The following is a 22,334-nucleotide window of genomic DNA, read 5'->3' as shown; positions in this document are numbered from 1 at the left end:
ATAGGTAACAAAAAATGCCGTATTTATGCGGCTTGTGGCGTTTCGCAAACGCCTAATAAAAATTTGAGTGTGAGAGGGAAGAGCATGAAACATCTGGTAATTACGATTGGCTGCGAATATGGAGCCAAGGGCAATGCCATCGGTAAGAAGATTGCACAGGATCTGGGGATTAAGTTTTATGATCGTGATCTTGTGGATGAGATTATCAAAGAGGTAGGCATCCCTACAGACATTATGGACAGAGTAGAGGAAGGCGGAACCATCGCAGGTAAAGGTGCACAGGGTGATGTGCGAGGTTCCTTTTCCAAATATGCGGATCTGACAGACCGCGCCATTCATGTACAGAAGCAGATTATCCGGAAGCTGGCTCAGAAAGAAGCCTGCGTGATCATAGGACGGTCTGCAGATTATATTCTGAAAGATACAGAAGGAATCCAGCTGGTGAGAGCATTTATTTATGCACCTAATGATGTTCGCGTTCACAACATTATGGAAAGCCATAATCTTTCGGAAAAGGATGCAAAGCTTCTGCTGGATGAGAAGGATAAACGTTATCATAAGAGACATCTGGCACTGACAGGAAGTAACCGCGGTGACAGACATAACAGGGATATTCTTATTAACAGTGATTTTCTGGGAATTCAGGGAACAGCAGAATATCTGGAAGATCTGATCGCAAAAAAATACGGAAAAAAGGAGGCCTGAACTATGGAACAAAAAACATCAGAATTTGACAAAGTACTTGGTGCATGGGACATACTTGTAATTGCATTTGGCGCCATGATCGGCTGGGGCTGGGTAGTTTCTTCCGGTAACTGGATTGAATCCGGTGGTGTGCTTGGTGCAGCTATTGCATTTGCAATCGGTGGAATCATGATCTTCTTTGTAGGTCTGACTTACGCAGAGCTTACAGCAGCCATGCCTCAGTGTGGTGGTGAGCATGTATTCAGCTACAGGGCAATGGGTTCTACAGGTTCTTTTATCTGCACCTGGGCGATCATTCTTGGATATGTAAGTGTTGCCTGCTTTGAGGCATGTGCATTTCCCACAATCATCTCTTATCTGTGGCCGGGGTTCCTGAAAGGATATCTCTATACAGTTGCAGGCTTTGATGTTTATGCATCCTGGTTGATCGTGGCGATTGTGATTGCTTTTCTTATTATGATAATTAACATTAATGGAGCAAAGACTGCGGCAGTTCTGCAGACTGTTCTTACCTGTATCATCGGCGGTGCCGGAATTATTTTGATCGTGGCTGCTGTGGTTACAGGAAGTGTGGATAACCTTCAGGGACAGATGTTTGTTGGAAACGGTACCGGCGAAGCAATGAAAAGTATTATTAAGGTTGCAGTCATCACTCCGTTTTTCTTTATTGGTTTTGACGTTATCCCACAGGCAGCAGAGGAAATCAATGTTCCGCTGAAAAAAATCGGTAAAATGATGATCCTCTCTGTTGTGCTGGCTGTTGTATTTTACGCACTGGTTATTCTTGCAGTAGGTTATATCCTGAATCCGGCAGAGATTATTGAGTCTCAGCAAGGAACAGGACTTGTAACAGCAGATGCCATGGCCAAGGCTTTCGGGACAAAGATTATGGCCAAGGTTATCATTGTAGGTGGAATGTGTGGTATTATTACATCATGGAACTCCTTCCTCCTTGGCGGTTCCCGTGCCATGTACTCTATGGCAGAATCCTACATGATTCCTCCGTTTTTTGCAAAGCTTCATCCGAAGCACAAAACTCCGGTTAATTCTCTGTATCTGATCGGTGCCCTGACTATGCTGGCTCCTTTTGCAGGAAGAACAATGATGGTCTGGATCTGTGATGCAGGTAACTTCGGATGCTGCCTTGCATACTGTATGGTCTCTGTCTCTTTCCTGATCCTTCGTAAAAAGGAACCGGATATGGCAAGACCTTACAAAGTAGGCCACTACAAATTTGTAGGTTTTATGGCAGTAGTCATGTCAGGGCTGATGCTTCTGGTTTACTGTATTCCGGGTTCCGGTGGAAGTCTGGTATTTCAGGAATGGATCATGGTAGGCGGCTGGAGCTTACTTGGAGTTGTATTTTATGCGATCTGTAAACGTAAATATAAAGAAGATTTTGGTAAACTTATTGAACTGATCTCTGATGAGGATGCAGCAAGTCTTATGCCGGAGGCTGATGATGAAGAGCTTGATGTGGTAATCGATGCGGCTATTGACAGGGTGCTTTCCTCTATGGCATAACGCTATGAATGACATGACAATTATTGCTAGTACATCGTTTTCGAAATAACTATACCACTCACTTGTCTGCGAATCCGATTGCACAGGTCTAAAAGCCTCAGCGTAGCCCGCTACGCCTGCGTTTTTATACCAGCACACTCGAATCCGCATCCTACGCGATTGGTATAGTTATTTACGAAACGCTGTACTAGAGCGTGTCTGAAAAATCATTCCCGCAATCTGCACGCCCCACTTTGCGGGATATTTCACCCGAATTCAGTTGCCGTAGCCCGCTACGGCGCCCTCATCCGGGCAAAATATCCCACAAATTGTGTCGCACATCTTGCAGAAAGCCTTTTTCAGACACGCTCTAGGAATTATTTTGGGTAACAGAGTTTTGAATTTGTGCAGGGTAGGTGCCCTGCACATTGCAATATTGAAAAAAATACAGGAAAAGAGGCAAAAATTAATGAATCCATTTGAATTTTTTATTCCTCAGAATATTACAGTCGGTGCAGGTACTCTGGCAAAGCTTCCGGAATGTGCCAAAAAGCTTGGAGGTTCTCATGCAATGCTGATTTCAGGACCAACTCTCCGGAAAATGGGAGTTGTGGATAAGGCGGCGGATTATCTGAAAGACGCCGGAATGGCAGTGGATATTTTTACAGATGTAGAAGCCAATCCGTCTGTCACCACAGTGGAAAAAGCGACAGAAGCGTATAAGGAATCCGGTGCAGATTTTATCGTTGCGCTGGGCGGTGGTTCTCCTATGGATGTGGCAAAAGCAGTGGGAGTTACGGCTAAATATGGCGGCAGTATTACAGAATATGAGGGGGCACATAAGGTTCCCGGAAAAATTGTTCCGCTGATCGCAATCCCGACTACTGCGGGAACCGGCTCAGAGGTTACGGCATTTTCTGTTATCACTGACCACAGCAGAGATTATAAGCTGACGGTATTCAGTTATGAACTTCTTCCTGCATATGCGATCCTGGATCCTGAGCTTCTCACTTCTGCTCCGGCATCTGTGGCAGCAGCCTGCGGAATCGATGCATTTATTCATGCGGAGGAGGCTTATGTTTCCACAGCAGCATCTCCTTTTTCTGACGCAATGGCAGAGAAAGCAATGGAGCTGATCGGTGGAAATATCCGCCGTTTTGTGGCAAGACGTACAGATCTGGAGGCTGCAGAGGCAATGCTTACGGGATCTCTTTTTGCAGGAATCGCCTTTTCCTTTGCAAGACTTGGAAATGTCCATGCCATGAGTCATCCGGTAAGTGCTTTCTTTAATGTGGCACATGGAGTGGCAAATGCAGTTCTTCTCCCTGTGATTGCAGAATATAATGCGCTGGCAGATCATGGCAGATATCTGAAGATTTATAATTATATCAGTCAGATCCCTGCATATGAGGATGAATTCGAACCACTGATGCTGGTGGATGCCATCAGGGAATTAAACGAAGATATCGGAATCCCGGAAGACCTGACCACAGCCATCCGCCAGGCAAAGAAGGGAGAAGAGATTTCTGATGAGGAGATTGAAAGCAAGATTGATGCCATGGCAGATGATGCTATGAAGAGCGGAAATATTGCAGTAAATCCAAGATCCTCCAGGAAACAGGATATTGTGGAATTGTATCATAAGGCTTTATAAATTCAGATAAAGAGGAATGCAGTATTTTATGTAATTGCTACAGGTTAACAGAAGGTATTGATTAAAAATATCTGTTATTATAAAAAACGTGCAGAGACATCGAAGTCGACAGATAACTTCAGGCTTGAAGGTTTATCTCGATTTCAAAATGTATCTGCACGTTGTTTTTTTGAGAAATTTCCATTGTATAACTTGCCTGATAGAAAGAAAGATTATATAGTATTAATCAAAATATAGTAAAGTAATGTGAGTCAAAATATTGATTGTTCAGGAGGATTTTATGGCAAAGAAGAAAATATATGCAGTACGCAAGGGACATAAAACAGGACTTTTTGCTACATGGGCGGAGTGCCAGAAGGCAGTAAGCGGATATTCAGGAGCTGAGTTTCGGGGATTTACAGAGAAAGAGGAAGCATTGGCTTTTCTGAACATGGAGACAACAGGAAATGTATCCGGTGATAAAGCAAAAGAGGCGGCAGGAATCGTGGAAGTACCTGAAAATATGGTCATTGCTTATGTAGATGGAAGTTTCGAGAAAAGTATTGGCAGATATGCCTTTGGTTGTGTGATCCTTACACCGGATGGACAGGAAATCCGTAAATCCGGCAGCGGCAGTGATTCTGCAGGAGTCGCGATCCGAAATGTGGCAGGAGAGATGCTTGGTTCCATGACTGCAGTAAACTGGGCCATAGAAAACAAATATCCAGCTGTGGAAATCCGCTATGATTACGAAGGTGTAGAGAAGTGGGTAACAGGTGTGTGGAGAGCCAAAACACCTCTGACCAGCAAATATGCTGCTCATATGCAGGAAGCAGGAAAGAAAGTAAAGATTTCTTTTTGTAAAATAGCAGCTCATACGGGCAATCACTACAATGAAGAGGCAGATCAGCTGGCTAAGAGTGCATTGCTTAAAATGGATGAAGAAGTACGAATATAAAAATCTTATCACTGAAAGGCGATTTCCAAAGGGATGAAAAATTTATGTGGATGACAATTTGAGTGATCCTCAGGGAAATCAATATACGGAAGTGGAAAAATAAAAAGCAGCTGTGTTACCATTGAAACTGTTAGCTGAAATTTTTATCAAGTAACAGTTTCAATTGACAGGTAACGCAGCTGTTTTTGCTTATGAAAGTGTCATATCCCCGTCTTTCACCCATCCAAGCTTACGGATAAACATGTTGATGAGCGGACACAGGATTGCAGGCAGGATAAAGGAAATCAGCAAAAGTCCGGCCCAGTCCCAGCCTGTGACAGCTGTTTTTGTTCCTGTGGCAATATCATTCATCCATCCGGTGTAGACACCAATCTGTCCTACGAAACCACAGGTACCCATACCGGAAGAAACCGGAGTACCGTTCATCTGAAGTTTGAACAGACAGGTTGCAAGAGGTCCGGTGATGGCAGAAGTAAGGATCGGTGCAATCCAGATGCGTGGATTTTTTACGATATTTCCCATCTGGAGCATGGATGTTCCGATTCCCTGAGAAACAAGACCACCCCATTTATTTTCGCGGAAGGACATTACTGCGAAACCTACCATTTGTGCACAGCAGCCTGCTACAGCAGCTCCTCCGGCAAGTCCGGTGAGGCCAAGCGCAGCACAGATTGCGGCAGATGAGATAGGAAGTGTCAGTGCAATACCCACAAATACAGAAACAAGGATTCCCATCAGGAACGGCTGCAGGTTGGTTGCCCACATAATAATATTTCCCACTTTCATTGCTGCACTTCCAAGTGCCGGAGCCCACCATGCGGACAGGGCAACACCTACACCGATCGTGACAAGTGGAGTGACCAGAATATCAATTTTGGTTTCCTTAGATACTGCTTTTCCGATTTCGGAAGCGAAGATGGCTACAAATAATACAGCCAGCGGTCCGCCTGCACCGCCTAATGCGTTAGATGCAAAGCCAACAGTGATCAGTGAAAACAACACCAACGGCGGACAATGCAACGCATAGCCGATGGCAACAGCCATGGCAGGACCACTCATTGCAGATGCCAGAGAGCCTACGGTATACTGGGTGTCGTTTACAGTTGCCACAGCAGTGGTCAGAAATGAAATATGAAACTGTGTTCCAAGTGTGTTGATGATCGTGCCAATCAGCAGGGAGCAGAAAAGACCCTGCGCCATGGCACCAAGGGCATCGATTCCATAACGTTTTATGGAGATTTCGATGTCTTTACGTCTGAGAAATGCTTTAAACTTTTCCATAGATTACTTTCTCCTGTTTTTATTATGTATAGAAGGGTGTATATACACCTATATACGTTTTTCTCATTATAGTCATATTCACGGAGTAAATCAAGTAGTTTTGTAACTGTTCACACACCACTATCCCGCGAAGTGTTTTGGCATGAATATGCCAAAATCACAAGACATACAAGCCAAAATTCCATTGCCGCAGGCAATCTGGAATGAATTTTGGGTACGTTACTGTGAACGGAGTGAACAGTAACGTAGTTTTAAAATAGTGGAAAACAATTTACAGAAAGAATATTGTAAAGTATTTTACTGTCTGATATGATAGAAAGAGTTAATTTTACGGAGGAAAAAAGATGAGTGAATGGATCAGAAAAATAAACTGGAAGTATGTGGTCGTAATGTTGATTGGAAATATAATCCTTGGTCTGGGAATTGCGATATTTAAACTTTCCGGACTTGGAAATGACCCTTTCAGCGGAATGGTAATGGCACTGGCAGAATGTGTGGGAATTGAATATGCCCGTTTTTTAATTCTTCTGAATCTGGGATTTTTTGTAATAGAAATTATCTGGGGAAGAAAGCTTATCGGATTGGGAACGATCATAAATGCGTTATTCCTTGGATATTTTGTTACATTTTTCTATAACCTGATCACATCTGTGATCGATGCACCGGATCAGATGGCAATGCAGGTGGTTACCGTATTTATTGGAGTTATCATAACAAGCCTTGGAATTTCCATGTACCAGCTTCCGAAACAGGGAGTTGCACCATATGACAGTATTTCTCTGATCATGACAGAGAAATGGCCGAAAATTCCGTATTTCTGGTGCAGAGTATCTAATGATGCGATCAGTGCACTGGTGTGTTGGCTTGCAGGGGGAATCGTCGGACTGGGAACACTAGTCAGTGCATTTGGATTCGGACCTTTTGTTCAGTTTTTCGATACACATTTTACATCAAAAGTGCTGGCAAAGCTGGAAAAATAATAAAAAACTGTCCTGTATATGCACATTATACGTAGAAAATAGGTGCATTACAGAGACAGTTTTTTTATTTGTCAGCCTGTTAACTGCATATATGGCATGCTTCACATGCAGATGGCGTAGTAGCGCATCCTCCCATAGCAGTTTCACGCAGTTCTGCAGGAAGCTTTTTACCCACGGTAAACATCGTCTGGATCATTTCGTCCAGAGGAATCAACTGCGGGATTCCTGCGAGAGCCATTTCTGCGGCAATTATAGCGTTTGCCACACCTGCAGCATTTCTGTTCTGACATGGATATTCTACCAGACCGCCGACCGGATCGCATACCAGACCAAGCATGTTCATAAGAACAGTAGATGCAGCAAAAGTACATTCTTTCGGTGAACCTCCCATCAGCTCTACAGCAGCAGATGCAGCCATTGCAGATGCAACCCCTACCTCGGCCTGGCATCCGCCTACCGCACCTGCAACAGTTGCATTTCGCATTGCCAGATAACCAATGGCACTTGCGTTAAATAATGCCCGTATAATCTCTTCATCAGAGAATTGATAATGTTCCTGCATTGCCAGCATCAGTCCCGGTACGATTCCGGCAGAACCGGCAGTAGGAGAGGCCACGATCAGCCCCATGGAGGCATTCGTTTCCAGTGTAGCCATAGCATAAGTAATTGCCTTCTGAAGCAGATTTCCGCAGAGACCTTTTTTCTCCTGAGCGTGGAGACTCAGCTTTCTGGCTTCGCCGCCAATCAGACCACCCATAGATTTTACCGGCTGTCTGATTGGTGAGAAAGCAGCATCTTTCATAATTCCCAGTACTAGTGTCATTTTTTTATTTACAATCTCAGAGGCTGTTTCGCCAAGCTCAATCTCACGGATACGCATAATCTCTGAGATAGGAAGATTTTTTTCTTCACAGAGTGCTAAGAGTTCATTTGCATTTTTAAAATCCATGATAAAAATCCTCCTTTCTTTACATCTGTACGATCATAACTTCATGAATATTCGGGTTCTCGCGAATCGCAGGAACGATATTCTCAGGAAGTTTGCCGTCAGATTCTACGATTGTATAAGCAATCTCTCCCTTGCTTTCACGGAACAGACGCATAAATGCAATATTGATATTGCGGTCACTCAGGCATTTGGTAATATAGGCCACAACGCCGGGAGTGTCCTGATGAATCACGATCACTGCACTGTACTCGCCTGTAAAGTCTACCTGTACGTGATTGATATCTACAATACGGACCTTGCCTCCTCCAAGGGATTCGCCGCGTACGGTCATTTTCTGGCCTTTTTCATTTTCCATGCAGATATCTACGGTGTTCGGATGAATATCTGTTTCCTGCTCATTTGGAGTGAAAGAGAATTTCAGACCTTTTTCATGAGCAATATCAAAAGAATTTCGGATGCGCATATCATCAGTAGAGAATCCCATAATACCACCCAGCAGAGCTCGGTCAGTACCGTGACCATGGTAAGTTTTTGCAAAAGAGCCGTACAGGATGAAGTCGGCTCTCTTTAACGGGCCTTCGATCATTTTCTGGGCAAGATAGGAAATACGCGCCGCACCTGCGGTATGTGAACTTGAAGGACCGATCATGTTCGGCCCCATAACATCAAATACACTGATAAATGACATATTTTTTCTCCTGTGAATATCAATTATAGTCTTGCATGTTTATGGCAATAATCTTATTATTTGCAAATTTCTGATTATATTCTATCATTTAGGAATAAAAGAAGCAAACTTATCGTTAACATTAACAAAAATTAATGTAAAAAATGAGAAAACAGGGTTGCTTTTTCTCTACTGGGCGGTTACAATAACTGTGCAAATTGAAAATAATTTTAAAAATGCTGTTTCAAAATAGGGAACAGCATAAAATTTGCTGTTAGAAATCAGATTCCCGAAAACAGGGTCTGATATCCGAAATCGTAAATTTTAAAGAAAAGGCAGGTGGAACAGAATGGATAATTGCGATTCTCATGGGCGAAGTAGTAGCACAGGATCTGAATTAAAAAGAGTATATGAGTATAGCAGCCGTTTTTGTTCTGCTGTAGTCATATATTTTCCATGTATGCATATAGAATAGAAGCTTTTTACTGTCTGTGATCTGACAGTTTCTGTATGTGGAAGATTGGATGTCTTTTTCATTTCTTATCCTGTATTTATGAAATTCCCCCGAATCATGCAATTACATATTGAGCAGTAATGATCCGGCGAAGATGCCGGACAGTTACGGACAGCGGATGAATAGCAGGTTATGGTTTGATACCCTGCGGTTTATTCTGCTGGAAAAAGCATGAAAGAAATGGCAGTAAAATGTAATAAATAACAGACTGCTTTCTTTTGGTGTGCTTTTATGCAAAAAAACGGAGGATGAAAGAATGGAGAAAAGAGTACAGGATTATTCCAAAGAAATTCTGAAGATCATCCGCAGCAACACCTCTCCTGCCGTTATGGGAGGAAGGCTGCAGGATTATCATGAGAATGATCTGGCAGATGTAATGCCGAAACTGACTGTACAGGAGCGGTGCAAGCTGTACCGTATCCTGGATACAGATATGCTCTCTGATATTTTTGAATATACAGATGAGGAGAATGCAGCAGAGTATCTGAATGAAATGGATGTGAAAAAAGCAGCAGCCATTTTATCCAAAATGGAGACAGATGCTCTTGCAGATGTATTAAATAAAGTTGAAAAAACAAAGAAAAAAATACTGATCGATCTGCTTGAACCTGAGGTTCGACGTGATGTGGAGATGATCGCATCCTTTGATGAGGATGAGATCGGAAGCCGCATGACAACAAATTATATTGTGATCACAGATAAACTGACAGTTAAGCAGGCAATGAGCAGTCTGATCGAACAGGCTGCAAAAAATGACAATATCTCCACTATTTTTGTAGTGACAGAGCAGCAGAAATTTTATGGGGCTATTAATCTGAAAGAACTGATCATTGCCAGACGCGATGATCTGCTTGAGAATCTGGTGGTGACTTCCTATCCATATGTATATGCGGAAGAGAATATTGATGAATGTATCGAAGAACTGAAAGATTATTCTGAGGATTCTATTCCGGTTCTTGACAACGATAATCAGCTTCTGGGTGTTATCACATCTGCCAGTATCATTGACCTGGTTGATGATGAGATGGGTGATGACTATGCGAAGCTGGCCGGTCTGACTGCAGAAGAGGATTTAAAGGAGCCACTGAAAGAAAGTATGAAGAAACGTCTGCCCTGGCTGATCATTCTTCTGGGACTTGGCATGGTAGTTTCTTCAGTGGTAGGAATTTTTGAGAAGGTGGTGACTGCACTTCCGATCATTATGTGCTTCCAGTCTTTGATCCTTGATATGGCAGGTAATGTGGGTACCCAGTCTCTGGCTGTGACGATTCGTGTGCTGATGGATGAATCTCTGACAGGTAAGCAGAAACTGGAACTTGTGTGGAAGGAAATGAGAATTGGTCTGTGTAATGGCGGACTTCTTGGAATTCTGTCTTTTGCGCTGATCGGATTGTATATTTATCTGTTTAAAGGAAAAACACTTTTGTTTTCCTATGCAGTATCCGGATGTATCGGTGTGGCACTGTTGCTGGCTATGTTGATCTCCAGTGCAGTAGGCACCTGTATTCCATTGTTCTTTAAGAAGATCAATATTGACCCGGCAGTAGCATCAGGTCCGCTGATCACAACAGTGAATGACCTTGTTGCAGTAATTACCTATTATGGCCTGAGCTGGCTGTTCTTATTAAAAATGCTGAATCTTGCAGGCTGAATTTCAGATAATAAAAACAGGTCCTGTATCTTTGATTATAAGATATTGGATCTGTTTTTTGTTTGAATTCGGCTGCCGTAGTTAATTACTATAAATTACAAATGCAATGTCTGATATTTGCAATCTGGAATAAATTTTGTGAAATAAGGAAAATAGCAGTTGACATTATTCCGGGGATATGCAAATAATATATTGCAATTAGTGTTTACCTGATCTGACGATTGAAAGAGGCAAGTCGTTATTTGGGTTTACAAAGCGTATAAACGTTACTGAGAACGGAGTAAACAGTAACAAATAAACAGCGGTGCAGGAAATATTAACGGTAAACAGTAATAAGAGATTGAAAATATAATATATATAATGTATCTGTGAATCAACTTGTTGGTACACCAGGCAACACAGATACAGTATCGGCAAAACAGTCGAAAGGCTGCGGCGCAAAGCTAAAGGGCCTGTAAAATGGCAGCCAGTTGCATTTATACAGAGAGTAATGTCTTGTTGTATTGTAGCGGGCATTATTCTCTTTTATTTTAAAGAAAGGTTGAGAATATCATGTCAGAGCATAGGTGTATGCTTAACAAAATGAATAAGATTGAAATATATGTCGCAAATGAAGATACGGATATTAATCCTTCAGTTCAGGAAGCTATTGAATATGTACTGAAACAGAATGATCCGGTGGGAACAGTCGCCGGTTATTATGATGAGAAGCTGACAATCTGGAGTGTAAGTAACTATTTTCTGCAGCTTTTGGGGTGGGATGACCTTGATGAATTTATGAAAGCATCAGACGGCTCTATGCTCAGTGTGGTCTGTAATGAGCAAAAGCATATATTTTCACCGGAAAGACTTCATGATTTACAGGGTTCTCACATCTTGTATCTGACAGACAGTAAAGGTTTATCAATACCGGTAAGGATTGTGAAGGCAGATGCCAGGGATAATAAAGGACGGCCAATCTGGGTATTATCTGTCAGATCTGCTCACTTTGCCCGGAATCAGGAAGCAAGGGAAGCTGCTTTTCACCGGGCTTTTACAGATATGAATCTGTGTGAATATTATGTGGATCTTCAGGAAAATACATTTGAATCTATGAAAGTAAAGGGCTCGCTTCAGGAAATTTCCAACAAAAGCCGGACATGGGATGAACTGATACAGATGTTTCTTAATAATTATGTCTGTCCTGAGAGTAAAGAGGCGGTTGCGCAGATTTACAACCGGGAATATATTACGAAGGAACTCAGAAAAATCACAGGGGAACTCAGTCAGGAATGCAAAGCAGTGTTTGACGGAGAGCTGCGTATTATCCGGAATGTAGTGATGGAGGGAGATACAGATGAGAACGGAGAGATCAGACACGCCATGATTTTTCTTCGTGATGTGACGGATTCGAAAAATGCGGAAAAAGAACGCAGAGCGATGTTAAAGCAGAACATCGCCATGGATCAACTTATTCAGGGAGTAACCAGGATTGTAGAGCGTTTTGCAGTTTGTAATCTGGACAGCGGGATATATGAATATTATGAGATGAACAATGAGTCTTATTATAATCCTACAGGTGATTACAGGGAACTTCTTCAGCGTATGTCCGGAGAGTATGTGATACTTACGGAAAAGATAAATATACAGATGGATGATCTGCTTTCACCGGAATATCTGAGAAAGGTTATTATGTCTGAGGATGATCTGTATACCTTTGAATATTGTACTCTTGACAAATCTTCTTATAAAGTAATGTCAGTGATACCTGTGGAATGGAAAGGCAGTATACTGTCCAAAGTAATGTTGATCGCTCAGGATATCGGGCAGAAGCATGAACTTGAGAAGCTGGCAAATACGGATGCACTGACAGGACTTTATAATGAGCGTTATCTTTCCGAAAGATTAAAAAGAAATGGAAAGCTGCATAAAAAATTTGCCATGTTCTATCTGGATCTGGACAGGTTTAAGCCTGTTAATGACACTTATGGACATGACATGGGGGACAGATTGCTGAAGGCGGTTTCCCGGAGATTGTGCAAATGTATCAGGAAGACAGACTATGCTTTCCGTATCGGTGGAGATGAATTTTCCCTGATCATTGAGGAGGGCAATATTAATGATGAATTCTGTGAGATGATGGTCAGAAGAATAAAAAGAGTCATTGACCGGCCTTTTAACATAGAGGGTCGTCTGCTGAGCGTGGATACAAGCTGTGGCTATGCCATTTATCCGGAACACAGCCAGAAGATCGATGAAATCCGCATTATGGCAGATCACAGAATGTATGAAGATAAAACTCAAAATAGAAAAAAGGGTTAATGGCGGATAAAAACAGAAAGAGGGATAAAATCTTTATGGATTTAAAACAATTACAGTATTTCGTAGTATGTGCGCAGACTGGTTCATTCAGTGATGCTGCGAAAAATCTGTATTCTACACAGCCCAGTGTCAGCAAGGTAATCAAGGGACTGGAAGATACGCTGGGAATGCAGCTTTTTGAACGACTGCCAAGAGGAATCAGACTGACAGTACAGGGGCATAAGATGTATGAATATGCGTCGAAAATTATAAATGAAGTAAATGTTCTGGAAAATATGGCTTCCAGCGGAATGACAAAATGGATCCGGATATCTTTAAATCCCAGCTCCTGGTTTGCCAATCAATTTGTAGACTTTTATAATGAAACCTATGAAAAAAAATATCATTTCCAGGTAACAACAGCAGGTGTACAAAGCGTAATGGAAAGAGTCCGGGATTATATGGATGATATTGGTTTTGTATATATCCTCAGTCAGCAGAAGGAAAATTTCCTGTATGAATTGTCAAAAAACAAAATGCATTTCGAACCTATCTATGAAACAGATGTAATGCTGTATCCGGGAGGGCTGACAGAGCTTTACAATTCCGGCAAAGAGAGGGCAGAACTGGAAGACCTGGAGGGAATCCGTTTTATACAGAATTATCAGGATGAATTTTTTGACATCGGTGCTGTAAAAGAAGATGCATTCCAATGGAAGGATATTGATATTTCCGTGCTGACCAACAGTGATTATATTATGGAAAAAATGCTGAAGAACAGTAAGGTGGCAAATATAAGCGGAAGTTACCTGTCAGAAAACAAAGAAGGAACTACACCGGGAATCCCTCTGGATCTTGGAGACAGTAAAGTGATTTTTGGTTTTATACTCCACAAAGGAGAAGCAATGGATGAGAGTGTGGCAGAGCTTGTGGAGTTTTTAAAGAGCAGACTGCCGAAGCATTAATTGCCGAAGCATTAATAAAAATTGCAGTTGACTTTTTAACTTATTTTGCATATACTAATAGTAGCTAAGAAATGAAGTGAAATTTCCATGAAGCGAAACGAAAGCCCTCAGAGTTGCCGCTCTGAGGGCTTTCTTGCTCGTTACGGGGAGCTGTTCCGTTTAGACTGTTGCTGTCTAATGTCCGCTGTCCAGCCATTTGCATATGTAGTAGCTAACTACGCCTGCTATGACAGAGACAAGAAATGAAGTAAAAATTGCTTCCATGAAACTCACCTCCTTCCTGCTGGAGGTTCGACAGCTCTTGTAGTATAACATAGTTTAGAACAAAATGGGATGGTTGTTTTAAATTATTGCTGATATTAAAAAAACCTATTCCAAAAATGACGATAGATATTCAAATTAAGAATAGCTCATAACCCCCCGGGTGGGTTGTGGGCTGTTTTTGCTTTTGTTAAACTGAGTGGAGGCTAATTAGGAGTACAATTTTGAAAAATTATAAAATGGAGATACTCAAATGAAAAAATATGCATTCAGACGACTGCTCCAGCTGATTCCCATTTTGTTTGCGATTACTTTTCTCTCCTATGGCATGATGCGGATTGCGGGAAGTGATGTAGTAACACAAAAAATGGAAAATACAGGACAGATCCTGTCAGAAGATAAGTTAAATGCAGCCAGAGAACAGCTGGGACTGGACAAACCATTTCTGACCCAGTATTTTGTGTGGCTTGGGAAACTGCTTCATGGAGATATGGGAAACAGCTATGTATCCAGTCTTCCGGTTTTTGACACGTTCATATCAAAGCTTCCGGCAACGCTGCTTCTTACAGTGACATCTATTTTGCTGACCATCATCATATCAATCCCTCTGGGGATTCTGTCAGCAGTGAAACAGAATACGATTACGGATTATCTGATCCGTTTATGCAGCTTTATAGGAAACAGTCTTCCTAATTTTTTTGTATCATTGCTGTTGATGTATTTTCTTGCGATCAGGTTGCGGATTTTTCCGGTTATATCCAAAGATGTAAGTTTAAAGAGTGTGGCAATGCCGGCAATCACTCTGGCAATTGCCATGTCGGCCAAGTATCTTCGCCAGGTCCGTGCAACTGTGCTGGATGAACTGAGTAAAGATTATGTGGCAGGAGCGAAAGCAAGAGGAGTAAAGTTTTCTGTCACTCTTTGGAAAAGTATTATGAAGGCTTCGCTGGTAACCATCATTACCTTGCTGATGCTGTCAGTGGGAAATCTGCTGGGAGGAACTGCAATCGTAGAATCAATCTTTATGTGGGATGGAGTTGGAAAGATGGCAGTAGATGCCATCTCCATGCGTGATTATCCTATTATTCAGGCATATGTTATGTGGATGGCGATCATCTATGTTGTAGTAAATCTGCTTACAGATCTGTCATACCGGTTCCTGGATCCGAGAATCCGTCTGGGAGGTGTGAAACAATGAGTGAAAAGCAGAATAAAAATGTGACAGTGCGTGTACAGAAGATTAAGAAAAACCATATAAAACAAAAGCTGGTCTTTTTTCTTATTCTGGCAATAGGGCTTGTGATACTTGCAGTTTTTTCAGAGCATCTCTGTCCATATGACCCTTATGCACAGGATCTGGCAAGTGCACTTCAGCCCCCCAGTCTTCAGCATCCTATGGGAACAGATACATATGGGAGAGATATGCTGTCCAGAGTTATAAGTGGTGCAAGAGCCAGTATTTTTTCGACCTTTATCCTGGTTGCTGTGATTTTTGTGTTAGGAACAGCTGTGGGTGTATGCTGCGGATATTTTGGCGGAGCTGCAGATACTGTTATGATGAGAATCTCAGATATATGTCTTGCTTTCCCTGGGCTTGTATTTGCCATGGCGATTGCAGCTATTCTTGGGGGAGGCATTCAGAATGCTGTTATAGCACTGGCAGTAGTAAGCTGGCCGAAATATTCACGTATTGCCAGAGGGCAGACTCTGGCATTAAAAGAGGAACCCTATATTCATGCTGCCATACTGGCAGGTGACAGCTCAGGTCAGATTATGCTCAGACATATTCTTCCAAATATGCTGGGCCCTGTTCTGGTAACAGCCATGCTTGATATCGGTACCATGATGATGGAACTTGCAGGTCTGTCATTTCTTGGACTGGGAGCACAGATTCCCATGGCTGAATGGGGAAGTATGATGAGCAGCGGACGAAGTATGATCCAAACATATCCATGGGTAGTATTATCACCTGGAATTGCAATTTTTATATCTGTGGCAATTTTCAATCTGTTAGGTGATACAGTTCGTGACTATCTGGATCCTAAGAACAGCCGTTCATGATAAGTAATATGAAAACAAACGAGGAGGAAAGAAAATGAGAACAAAGAAATTTCTGGCAATGGCAATTGCCCTGGGGCTGGCAGTAGGAATGACAGCTATGCCAACACTGGCAGCAGAAAAAAAGACATTGGTATTTGGCGATACCACCTTTAATGCGGAAAATGAGGAGGCAGATATTAATCCTCAGAATACCTATGCAGGATGGGCTTGCATCCGTTATGGAGTAGGGGAAACTCTTTTCCGTTATTCTGATACAATGGAAATAGAGCCATGGATCGCAAAAGAGTATGAAAATATTGACGAGCTGACCTGGAAGATCACACTGAACGACGGAGTTGTGTTTTCCAATGGACGTGCCTGTGACGGAGAAGCAGTAAAGGAAAGCCTGGAGGCTTTGGTTGCCAATCATGAGCGTGCAGCAGGAGATCTTTGCATTGATACTATCGAGGCAGATGGAAATACTGTTACCATAAAGACTACAGAACCGAAGCCTGCACTGATCAATTATCTCAGTGATCCTTATGGATGTATTATTGATATGCAGGCAGGTATCAGTGATGATGGTATAGTGATCGGTACAGGTCCTTATGTGGCAACTGAACTGGTGACAGATGATCATGTTAATCTTATAAAAAACGAAAACTACTGGAATGGAGATGTAAATGTGGATGAGATCACTGTCCGCACAATTTCTGACGGTGATACACTGGCAATGGCTCTTCAGGCAGGGGAGATCAATGCTGCCTATGGTATGGCATATGCAAGCTATCCCTTATTTGAAAATGATGATTTTACATTTACCAGTACAGCTACAAGCCGTGCATTCTATGCATGGATGAACTTTGAAAGCCCTGTAACATCTGACCCTGCAGTGCGCAAAGCAATTGCCATGGGTATTGATAAGGACAGCTTTGTGTCTGTGCTCCTGAAAGGATATGGATATCCTGCAGTCGGTGTTTTCCCGGATACTTTCTCTTTTGGCGGACAGAATCTGACAACAGAGAGCTATGATCCTGATGGGGCAAAGAAGGTTCTGGAGGAAGCTGGATGGGTGGATTCCGATGGTGACGGTATCCGTGAAAAAGACGGACAGAAACTGGAAATCCGCTGGCTTACTTATCCAAGCCGTCAGGAGCTTCCGCTTCTTGCAGAGTCTGCACAGGCGACCTTAAAAGAAATCGGTATGGATGTTCAGGTGAATTGTACCTCTGATAATAATACTATCCGTAAAGATCCTACATTATGGGATGTATATGCAAGTGCCATGGTAACTGCACCTACAGGAGATCCGGAGTATTTCTTCACTTCCTGTACACTGGATGAATCTGCAAGCAATAACGGACATTATCACAGTGATAAACTGGAAGATCTGGAAAAACAGATGAAGCAAGAATTTGATGCAGACAAGCGTTCAGATCTGGCAATCCAGATGCAGCAGACAATCCTGGATGATAATGCCTATGTATTCTGTTCTCACCTGAGAATGAGTATGATCATGCAGTCTAATGTAACAGGACTGACTGCACATCCATGTGATTATTATGAATTGACAGCAGATCTGGATATTAACTAAACTGTAAGAATAAATGAAGAATATTTGAACGATGATATTTCAGGGGCAAAAGATATTTTGCCCATGATTTGGTAAGTATTAACAAGGATGGTTTACAGATGGATAGAAAAATACTGACCTACGATTCCGTAGAGATATCATTTGGCGGAAAAGCGGTGGTTCATGATGTGAGTTTCTCCCTTGAACATGGAGAAATACTTGGTCTTGTGGGGGAATCAGGCAGTGGAAAAAGCACTCTGATCAAAGCTGCAATGGGACTTCTGGGACCGGATGGTCTTGTGACAAGAGGAGATATCCGATATATGAATCAGAATATCCTGGATATACCGGAGAAAGAAAAAAGAAAGATCAGAGGTGCAGGAATTGGAATGATTTTTCAGGATGCAGGTGCCTCTCTGTGTCCGATTCGCACCATCGGAGAGCAGATTTACGAAAGTATGTGTGCACATACAAAGATAACAAGAAGTGAGGCTAAAACCAGGGCAATGGATCTGTTTGACAAACTGAATTTTAAGGATAGCCAGCGCGTGTGGGACAGTTATCCATTTGAACTGTCTGGCGGAATGAATCAGAGAGCAGGTATTGCCATCGCCATGCTTATGAATCCGCCTATCTTATTTGCAGATGAGCCGACCAGTGCTCTGGATGTGTCTGTACAGCGCCAGGTTGTAAGGGAAATGCTTAAGTTAAGAGAGTTGTTTGGAACTGCAATCGTGGTCGTGACACATGATATCGGAGTAGTCCGGGCAATGGCAGATACTGTGTTGGTTTTGAAAAATGGTAAAACAATAGAATATGGCACAGCAGACCGTGTACTGGATCATCCCCAGGATCCCTATACCAGGAAATTGCTGGAGGCTGTACCAAAGCTGCAAAGGAAGGTCAGAGTATGAGCATACTTTTAGAGGCAGAACATTTAACCAAAACATTTACCCAGAGAGGAAAAAATCCTTTGAAAGCGGTAAAGGATGTAAGCTTTACACTAAAAAAAGGAGAAACGCTGGGAATCGTAGGAGAATCCGGCAGCGGGAAAAGTACCATAGCAAAGCTGCTCACCCGGCTGACTGATATCACAGAGGGCACACTGAAATTTGAAGGAAAAGATATTACAAGACTGAAGCAAAGTCAGCTGAAAGAGGTATATGGAGATATACAGATGGTTTTTCAGAATCCGGTGGGTTCTTTTGATCCCAGAAGGACACTGGGTGACGGAATTGGTGAGAGTCTTAGAAACCGTGGAATGAAAAAGGCTGATGTGGAGAAAAGAGTAGCAGAATTGCTTGAGCAGTGCGGCCTTGAGAAGGAATATGCAAAAAGATATCCTCATGAGGTAAGTGGCGGACAGTGTCAGCGGGCTGCGATAGCAAGAGCTCTGGCAGTGGAACCAAAAGTTCTGATCTGTGATGAGGCAACCAGTGCCCTGGATGTAACCATACAGAAACAGATCATGGAGCTTCTGAAAGACCTGAAAGAGAAGAAGGGGCTGTCTTTTATCTTTATCTGCCATAATCTGGCTCTTGTCCAGATGTTCTGCGACAGGGTCCTGGTACTGTATGAGGGAAAAGTAGTGGAAAGCGGAATTCCCGATGATATCATTAATGAACCAAAGGAAGAATATACGCGGAGACTGGTGGATGCGGTACTTTCGTGATGGTGTTCTTAAAATGATTATAAAAAAGGTACTTCCCGGAGATGGAAGTACTTTTTTATGTCATAATTCCGGATCATTTCATGGCAAGGTGAATCCTTTTTCTGTTGTAGACCAGATGAAGATACATGGCATCCTGTGCGCGGAGCGGGTCGTGGGCTGCGATAGCATCTGCAATCTCACGATGAGTTTCGATAGTCTCCTTATGCAGAGTATTTCCGGTGCTTTCCACAAAAAGAGGAATCGAGCTGTTGATTACCGGAATCAGTCTTGGCACCACAACATTCTTACTGCTCAGGGCAATAGCAGCGTGAAATTCAATATCCTTGTGTGTGTGATCCTCATGATTATTCAGTAACACTTCTACTTCATCGCAGAGAGCGGTGATTTTTTTTATGTCTTTTTCTTCTGCATTCGTAGCTGCCATAGCTGCTATGGAAGGCTCCAGAAGGAAACGTACCTCCAGAAGATCATGGATCAGCTTCTGTTTATTTCCGATAAAGGTAAATCCCAGAGGATCCTCTACCATTCCCGGAGAAGAAGCGATATAAGTGCCGGAACCCTGACGTATGGTAACAATGTTTCGTGAAGCAAGCAGCTTCATGGCTTCCCGGACAGAACTTCTTCCTGCATTCAGACGCTCGGAAAGAATTGTTTCATTGGGAAGCTTGTCTCCGGGCTGAAGGTTCTCTTCTAATATAAGTGAAATAATGTCTTCCGAGATTTTCTGGGGAAGACTTTTTTCTTCTGATGAATTCATCATATGATTTACTCCATTTCTAAAAGTGAAATTTCTTAATCTCTATGATAAGGTGTTTTAGAATGAATGTCAAAGTGCTAATATGCACAAAAATAAATACGAAAATTTAGACAAAATTACAGTATTGATTTTTTTAAGAAGAGAATATATTATAAATACATCAGATGAATTGAAAGGCAAAAAACGAAAAAACAAGTAAATTCAGAAGAAAAACAGAAAATAGGTCAGATGTATTGGAGAGAAAGTAGAAAAACATCAGATGAATCAAGGAGGTAAAAGGAAAAAATGGAAGAAACAACTTTTGCGGCAGATCCCATGAGATTAATGATTGCAGCAGCAGTAGGAATCATCGTATTACTGGTACTGATCATCAAGTTCAAACTTCATCCGGTTCTGTCAATGATGATTTCAGCTATTATCATCGGAGCAGGTGCAGGAATGCCCCTTACCATGATTTCCGACACGGTAGAAAAGGGTGTTGGAAAAACACTTCAGGGTATTGCACTTCTGGTAGGTCTTGGCTCCATGTTTGGAGGAATCCTGGAAGTAAGCGGTGGCGCACAGAGGATTGCAGAGACACTGATCCATAAATTCGGTCAGAAAAAAGCAGGATGGGCATTGGGACTTACAGGACTGGTAATCGGAACCACAGTGTTCTTTGAAGCAGGAGTTGTGGTACTGATCCCGTTGGCATTCAGTGTTGCGAAGCAGACAAAAAAATCAACTCTGTACTATGCAATCCCCCTTCTGTCAGGTCTTGCCAGTGGTTACGCTTTTGTACCGCCATCAGCCGGATCTGTACTGGTGGCAAACGCACTGGGCGTAAACCTGGGAACCATGATCATGGTCGGAATTCCTACAGCATTGATCTGTATGCTGGTTTCCGGTATTATCTGGGGCGGATTTATCGGAAATAGGATTTTTACAGAGCTTCCTGCCAATGTAGGTGAGATCAAAGATGACGGAAAAGAACTGCCATCCTTTGGACTGGTGCTTGGTGTGATCCTCATACCTCTTGTTTTGATCCTTCTCAGTACCTTATCAAAATATATGCCCCTTCCGGCAGGCGTACAGGATGTATTGGGATTCCTTGGAAAACCATTCCTGGCACTGACAATTGCAACTCTGGCTGCAATGTATTTCCTGGGAATCCGCAGAGGCTTCTCAGGTGCACAGTTAAAGAAAATCCTGGATCACTCCCTCAGACCTGTAGGTATGATTCTTCTGGTTATTGCCAGTGGCGGTGTGATCCGTTGGATGCTGCAGGATTCCGGACTTGGAAATATTATCGGACCTGCTCTTGAGAAAAGCGGACTTCCGCTGATCCTGATTGCATTTTTCATTGCTATTCTTGTCAGAGCTTCAGTGGGAAGCTCCATTGTGGCAATGACAATGGCATCCGGAATTATGGCAACCATGCCTGCAGTTATGGATACCAGTATGCTCTACAGAGCAGCAATGTGCTGCGCTATCTGTGGAGGTGCTACAGCTCTGAGCCATGTAAATGATGCAGGATTCTGGCTGGTAGGAACCTTCCTTGAGATCGACGAGAAAACAACACTGAAATCCTGGACAATTATGGAGACACTGATCGGTGTCACAGCACTTATTGTAAGCCTGGTTATTTCGATTTTTGCATAGGAGGCAGAGAGAATGGTAAAGATACCGGTTTATTTAAGAGATATGTATGACGCGAAACATCTGGTACAGATTGCAGAGAGCTGCAGAGGTGACGTAGATCTGCTCTGTGGCAGATATGTGGTAGATGCCAAGTCCATGCTTGGGGTATTCAGTCTGCCCACTTTCGAGCAGGTGGAAATAAGTGTAGGAGAAGAAGAAGCAGAATTTGCCAGAGAAAAGCTGGAAAGCCTGAATCTGATTCGAAAATAAATGATATCAGAGTCAAAATACCTTTTGATTCTAACAGTACAAATTTACAGGAGGA

At 42.5% G+C, this 22,334-nt stretch carries 19 protein-coding genes, 2 pseudogenes and 1 riboswitch; of the genes and pseudogenes, 16 read left to right on the top strand and 5 right to left on the bottom strand.

Annotated features, from left to right (window positions below):
• Together LJE09_RS07870 and LJE09_RS07865 are read left to right on the top strand one after the other, a co-directional pair.
• Positions 1-705: cytidylate kinase-like family protein (locus LJE09_RS07870; RefSeq protein ID WP_306797803.1), on the top strand; the 705-nt coding region annotated here is incomplete at its 5' end.
• 3 nt (positions 706-708) lie between these two features.
• The gene (locus LJE09_RS07865) at positions 709-2,229 is read left to right on the top strand and encodes an APC family permease (protein WP_227311128.1); all 1,521 of its coding nucleotides are present in this window, start codon (positions 709-711) and stop codon (positions 2,227-2,229) included.
• Positions 2,230-2,397: 168 nt separating this feature from the next.
• On the opposite strand, the pseudogene LJE09_RS18755 reads toward LJE09_RS07865, so the two are convergent.
• Positions 2,398-2,529, bottom strand: a pseudogene (locus LJE09_RS18755) (DUF6783 domain-containing protein).
• Here LJE09_RS18755 and LJE09_RS18750 point away from each other — a divergent pair.
• The 3 genes and pseudogenes from LJE09_RS18750 to LJE09_RS07855 all read left to right on the top strand — a co-directional run.
• Positions 2,488-2,598: pseudogene (locus LJE09_RS18750) on the top strand (DUF6783 domain-containing protein); the annotation flags it as partial. The pseudogenes LJE09_RS18755 and LJE09_RS18750 overlap by 42 nt on opposite strands.
• 79 nt (positions 2,599-2,677) lie before the next feature.
• A complete protein-coding gene (locus LJE09_RS07860) occupies positions 2,678-3,862 on the top strand; it encodes an iron-containing alcohol dehydrogenase (protein WP_227311127.1) in 1,185 nt (394 codons plus the stop codon).
• 280 nt (positions 3,863-4,142) lie between these two features.
• Positions 4,143-4,799, top strand: coding sequence for a ribonuclease H1 domain-containing protein (locus tag LJE09_RS07855; protein ID WP_022380084.1), 657 nt, complete (start codon positions 4,143-4,145; stop codon positions 4,797-4,799).
• 189 nt (positions 4,800-4,988) lie between these two features.
• Here the strand turns inward: LJE09_RS07855 and LJE09_RS07850 are convergent, their stop codons facing one another.
• Positions 4,989-6,080: a PTS transporter subunit IIC gene (locus tag LJE09_RS07850; protein WP_227226506.1), complete on the bottom strand. Its 1,092-nt coding sequence runs from the start codon at positions 6,078-6,080 to the stop codon at positions 4,989-4,991.
• Positions 6,081-6,424: 344 nt separating this feature from the next.
• Here LJE09_RS07850 and LJE09_RS07845 point away from each other — a divergent pair, with 344 nt between their 5' ends.
• A complete protein-coding gene (locus LJE09_RS07845) occupies positions 6,425-7,060 on the top strand; it encodes a YczE/YyaS/YitT family protein (protein ID WP_008706774.1) in 636 nt (211 codons plus the stop codon).
• A 79-nt stretch (positions 7,061-7,139) separates the two neighbouring features.
• On the opposite strand, the gene sdaAA is transcribed toward LJE09_RS07845, so the two are convergent.
• Together sdaAA and sdaAB are read right to left on the bottom strand one after the other, a co-directional pair.
• A complete protein-coding gene (gene sdaAA / locus LJE09_RS07840; RefSeq protein WP_227311126.1) occupies positions 7,140-8,009 on the bottom strand; it encodes an L-serine ammonia-lyase, iron-sulfur-dependent, subunit alpha in 870 nt (289 codons plus the stop codon).
• A 19-nt stretch (positions 8,010-8,028) separates the two neighbouring features.
• Positions 8,029-8,697: an L-serine ammonia-lyase, iron-sulfur-dependent subunit beta gene (gene sdaAB, locus LJE09_RS07835; protein ID WP_025577539.1), complete on the bottom strand. Its 669-nt coding sequence runs from the start codon at positions 8,695-8,697 to the stop codon at positions 8,029-8,031.
• Positions 8,698-9,446: 749 nt separating this feature from the next.
• On the opposite strand from sdaAB, the gene mgtE reads away from it, so the two are divergent.
• The 8 genes from mgtE (at position 9,447) to LJE09_RS07795 (ending at position 19,632) form a co-directional block, all read left to right on the top strand.
• On the top strand, positions 9,447-10,841 hold the full coding sequence (mgtE, locus tag LJE09_RS07830; protein ID WP_173720786.1) for a magnesium transporter: 1,395 nt from the start codon (positions 9,447-9,449) through the stop codon (positions 10,839-10,841).
• Between the two features lie 402 nt (positions 10,842-11,243).
• Positions 11,244-11,319: riboswitch (cyclic di-GMP riboswitch) on the top strand.
• Positions 11,320-11,423: 104 nt separating this feature from the next.
• Positions 11,424-13,142, top strand: coding sequence for a sensor domain-containing diguanylate cyclase (locus tag LJE09_RS07825; protein WP_227311125.1), 1,719 nt, complete (start codon positions 11,424-11,426; stop codon positions 13,140-13,142).
• Between the two features lie 35 nt (positions 13,143-13,177).
• On the top strand, positions 13,178-14,086 hold the full coding sequence (locus LJE09_RS07820; RefSeq protein WP_055150775.1) for a LysR family transcriptional regulator: 909 nt from the start codon (positions 13,178-13,180) through the stop codon (positions 14,084-14,086).
• A 514-nt stretch (positions 14,087-14,600) separates the two neighbouring features.
• Positions 14,601-15,545 carry a nickel ABC transporter permease gene (gene nikB, locus LJE09_RS07815; RefSeq protein WP_026649033.1) on the top strand — a complete coding sequence of 315 codons (945 nt, stop codon included), beginning with the start codon at positions 14,601-14,603 and terminating at the stop codon, positions 15,543-15,545.
• A complete protein-coding gene (gene nikC / locus LJE09_RS07810) occupies positions 15,542-16,408 on the top strand; it encodes a nickel transporter permease (RefSeq protein WP_025577531.1) in 867 nt (288 codons plus the stop codon). Before nikB ends, nikC begins: the two co-directional genes overlap by 4 nt.
• A gap of 34 nt (positions 16,409-16,442) precedes the next feature.
• Positions 16,443-17,981, top strand: coding sequence for an ABC transporter substrate-binding protein (locus LJE09_RS07805; RefSeq protein WP_227311124.1), 1,539 nt, complete (start codon positions 16,443-16,445; stop codon positions 17,979-17,981).
• A 98-nt stretch (positions 17,982-18,079) separates the two neighbouring features.
• On the top strand, positions 18,080-18,874 hold the full coding sequence (locus LJE09_RS07800) for an ABC transporter ATP-binding protein (RefSeq protein WP_227311123.1): 795 nt from the start codon (positions 18,080-18,082) through the stop codon (positions 18,872-18,874).
• Positions 18,871-19,632 (top strand): ABC transporter ATP-binding protein, encoded by a 762-nt coding sequence (locus LJE09_RS07795; RefSeq protein WP_227311122.1) that lies wholly within the window; start codon positions 18,871-18,873, stop codon positions 19,630-19,632. The genes LJE09_RS07800 and LJE09_RS07795 overlap by 4 nt, the downstream gene beginning before the upstream one ends.
• 73 nt (positions 19,633-19,705) lie before the next feature.
• Here LJE09_RS07795 and LJE09_RS07790 read toward each other — a convergent pair whose 3' ends face one another.
• On the bottom strand, positions 19,706-20,392 hold the full coding sequence (locus LJE09_RS07790) for a FadR/GntR family transcriptional regulator (protein ID WP_227311121.1): 687 nt from the start codon (positions 20,390-20,392) through the stop codon (positions 19,706-19,708).
• Between the two features lie 282 nt (positions 20,393-20,674).
• Here LJE09_RS07790 and LJE09_RS07785 point away from each other — a divergent pair, with 282 nt between their 5' ends.
• Positions 20,675-22,030 carry a GntP family permease gene (locus tag LJE09_RS07785; protein ID WP_227311120.1) on the top strand — a complete coding sequence of 452 codons (1,356 nt, stop codon included), beginning with the start codon at positions 20,675-20,677 and terminating at the stop codon, positions 22,028-22,030.
• 12 nt (positions 22,031-22,042) lie between these two features.
• Positions 22,043-22,279: an HPr family phosphocarrier protein gene (locus LJE09_RS07780; protein ID WP_118574911.1), complete on the top strand. Its 237-nt coding sequence runs from the start codon at positions 22,043-22,045 to the stop codon at positions 22,277-22,279.
• Positions 22,280-22,334: the final 55 nt, after the last annotated feature.

Origin of the sequence: Blautia sp. DFI.3.45, from assembly GCF_020593505.1 — a bacterium.
GTDB lineage: Bacteria > Bacillota > Clostridia > Lachnospirales > Lachnospiraceae > Blautia_A > Blautia_A wexlerae.
The sequence above is the reverse complement of the archived record's forward strand: the minus strand, read 5'-3'. Positions and strand labels throughout refer to the sequence as shown.

What these genes read in the sequence shown, in the direction of transcription:
- LJE09_RS07860 (WP_227311127.1), top strand. Translation starts at nt 2,678, where the DNA reads ATGAATCCATTTGAATTTTTTATTCCTCAGAATATTACAGTCGGTGCA.
- LJE09_RS07805 (WP_227311124.1), top strand. Translation starts at nt 16,443, where the DNA reads ATGAGAACAAAGAAATTTCTGGCAATGGCAATTGCCCTGGGGCTGGCA.
- LJE09_RS07855 (WP_022380084.1), top strand. Translation starts at nt 4,143, where the DNA reads ATGGCAAAGAAGAAAATATATGCAGTACGCAAGGGACATAAAACAGGA.
- LJE09_RS07790 (WP_227311121.1), bottom strand. Translation starts at nt 20,392, where the DNA reads ATGATGAATTCATCAGAAGAAAAAAGTCTTCCCCAGAAAATCTCGGAA.
- LJE09_RS07780 (WP_118574911.1), top strand. Translation starts at nt 22,043, where the DNA reads ATGGTAAAGATACCGGTTTATTTAAGAGATATGTATGACGCGAAACAT.
- LJE09_RS07785 (WP_227311120.1), top strand. Translation starts at nt 20,675, where the DNA reads ATGGAAGAAACAACTTTTGCGGCAGATCCCATGAGATTAATGATTGCA.
- nikC (WP_025577531.1), top strand. Translation starts at nt 15,542, where the DNA reads ATGAGTGAAAAGCAGAATAAAAATGTGACAGTGCGTGTACAGAAGATT.
- nikB (WP_026649033.1), top strand. Translation starts at nt 14,601, where the DNA reads ATGAAAAAATATGCATTCAGACGACTGCTCCAGCTGATTCCCATTTTG.
- LJE09_RS07865 (WP_227311128.1), top strand. Translation starts at nt 709, where the DNA reads ATGGAACAAAAAACATCAGAATTTGACAAAGTACTTGGTGCATGGGAC.
- LJE09_RS07845 (WP_008706774.1), top strand. Translation starts at nt 6,425, where the DNA reads ATGAGTGAATGGATCAGAAAAATAAACTGGAAGTATGTGGTCGTAATG.
- LJE09_RS07825 (WP_227311125.1), top strand. Translation starts at nt 11,424, where the DNA reads ATGAATAAGATTGAAATATATGTCGCAAATGAAGATACGGATATTAAT.
- sdaAA (WP_227311126.1), bottom strand. Translation starts at nt 8,009, where the DNA reads ATGGATTTTAAAAATGCAAATGAACTCTTAGCACTCTGTGAAGAAAAA.
- LJE09_RS07800 (WP_227311123.1), top strand. Translation starts at nt 18,080, where the DNA reads ATGGATAGAAAAATACTGACCTACGATTCCGTAGAGATATCATTTGGC.
- sdaAB (WP_025577539.1), bottom strand. Translation starts at nt 8,697, where the DNA reads ATGTCATTTATCAGTGTATTTGATGTTATGGGGCCGAACATGATCGGT.
- LJE09_RS07850 (WP_227226506.1), bottom strand. Translation starts at nt 6,080, where the DNA reads ATGGAAAAGTTTAAAGCATTTCTCAGACGTAAAGACATCGAAATCTCC.
- LJE09_RS07820 (WP_055150775.1), top strand. Translation starts at nt 13,178, where the DNA reads ATGGATTTAAAACAATTACAGTATTTCGTAGTATGTGCGCAGACTGGT.
- mgtE (WP_173720786.1), top strand. Translation starts at nt 9,447, where the DNA reads ATGGAGAAAAGAGTACAGGATTATTCCAAAGAAATTCTGAAGATCATC.
- LJE09_RS07795 (WP_227311122.1), top strand. Translation starts at nt 18,871, where the DNA reads ATGAGCATACTTTTAGAGGCAGAACATTTAACCAAAACATTTACCCAG.